This window comes from Methylobacterium sp. B1, assembly GCF_000333255.1.
Classification (GTDB): Bacteria; Pseudomonadota; Alphaproteobacteria; order Rhizobiales; family Beijerinckiaceae; genus Methylobacterium; species Methylobacterium fujisawaense.
Genome location: NZ_BACT01000266.1, coordinates 1 through 951, shown reverse-complemented (window position 1 = coordinate 951; position 951 = coordinate 1). Strand labels below are relative to the sequence as shown.

General features: G+C 70.2%; 1 protein-coding gene. It reads right to left on the bottom strand.

The features are described from left to right. Window positions 1-870 (bottom strand): aminotransferase class I/II-fold pyridoxal phosphate-dependent enzyme (locus I53_RS07670; protein WP_043348690.1); only part of this gene is annotated, 870 nt, incomplete at its 3' end. Between the last annotated feature and the right edge of the window lie 81 nt (window positions 871-951).

Here is a 951-nt window from a genome sequence, read left to right as displayed (position 1 = left end):
CGCCAGGGCGTGTCCCGGATCGGTGGCCGGTCCCGGGTAATGCACGCGAGCCACCGCCGGATGCGCCTCCAGGAAGGCCGCCAGGACGGCGGCGTTGCGCTGCTGCTGCTCCACCCGCACGAACAGGGTGCGCAGGCCCCGGAGCGTCAGATAAGCGTCGAGGGGCGAGCCCGTGACCCCGATCGTGTTCGCCCAGGCGGCGAGTTCCTCCCCAACGGCCTTGTCGGCGGCGACCACGACCCCGCCGATGACGTCGGAATGGCCGTTCAGGAACTTGGTGGTGGAATGGACGACCAGATCCGCCCCGAGGGCGATCGGCTGCTGCAAGGCGGGCGACAGGAAGGTGTTGTCCACCACGGCCAGCGCGCCGGCCGCCTTCGCGTCCGCGGTGATGCGTCGGATATCCACCACGCGCATCAGTGGGTTGCTGGGCGTTTCGATCAGCACGACCTTCGGCCCCTCGGCCAGGGCCGCCGCCCGCGCGTCCGGATCGGTCTGGTCGACGAAGGCCACGCGGTAATGCCCGCGGGCGGCGCGGAAGCTCAACAGCCGGTGAGTCCCGCCGTAGCAATCGTGCGGCGCGACCAGGAGATCGCCCGGCCGCAGGCTCGACAGCGCGAGATCGAGGGCCGCCATGCCGCTCGCCACCATGACGGCGCGGGCGCCGCCCTCGAGCTTGGCGATCGTGTCGGCGAGGGCGTCCCGCGTGGGGTTGCCGAGACGCGAGTAGTCATAGGGTCCGGCCTGCTCGAAGGCCGGGAACTTGAAGGTCGTCGACAGGTGGATCGGCGCGATCACCGCGCCGAAGGCCGCGTCCTGGGCCACGCCGTTGGCCGCCGCAACGGTACGGGCCGCAAATCCCTCTGACATCGCCTCGTCCTCCACGCAGAGATCGTCCGCACCGTCCAACCGGAGCGAACGGGCGTTCTTTATGCAGAACGTATCAGACTC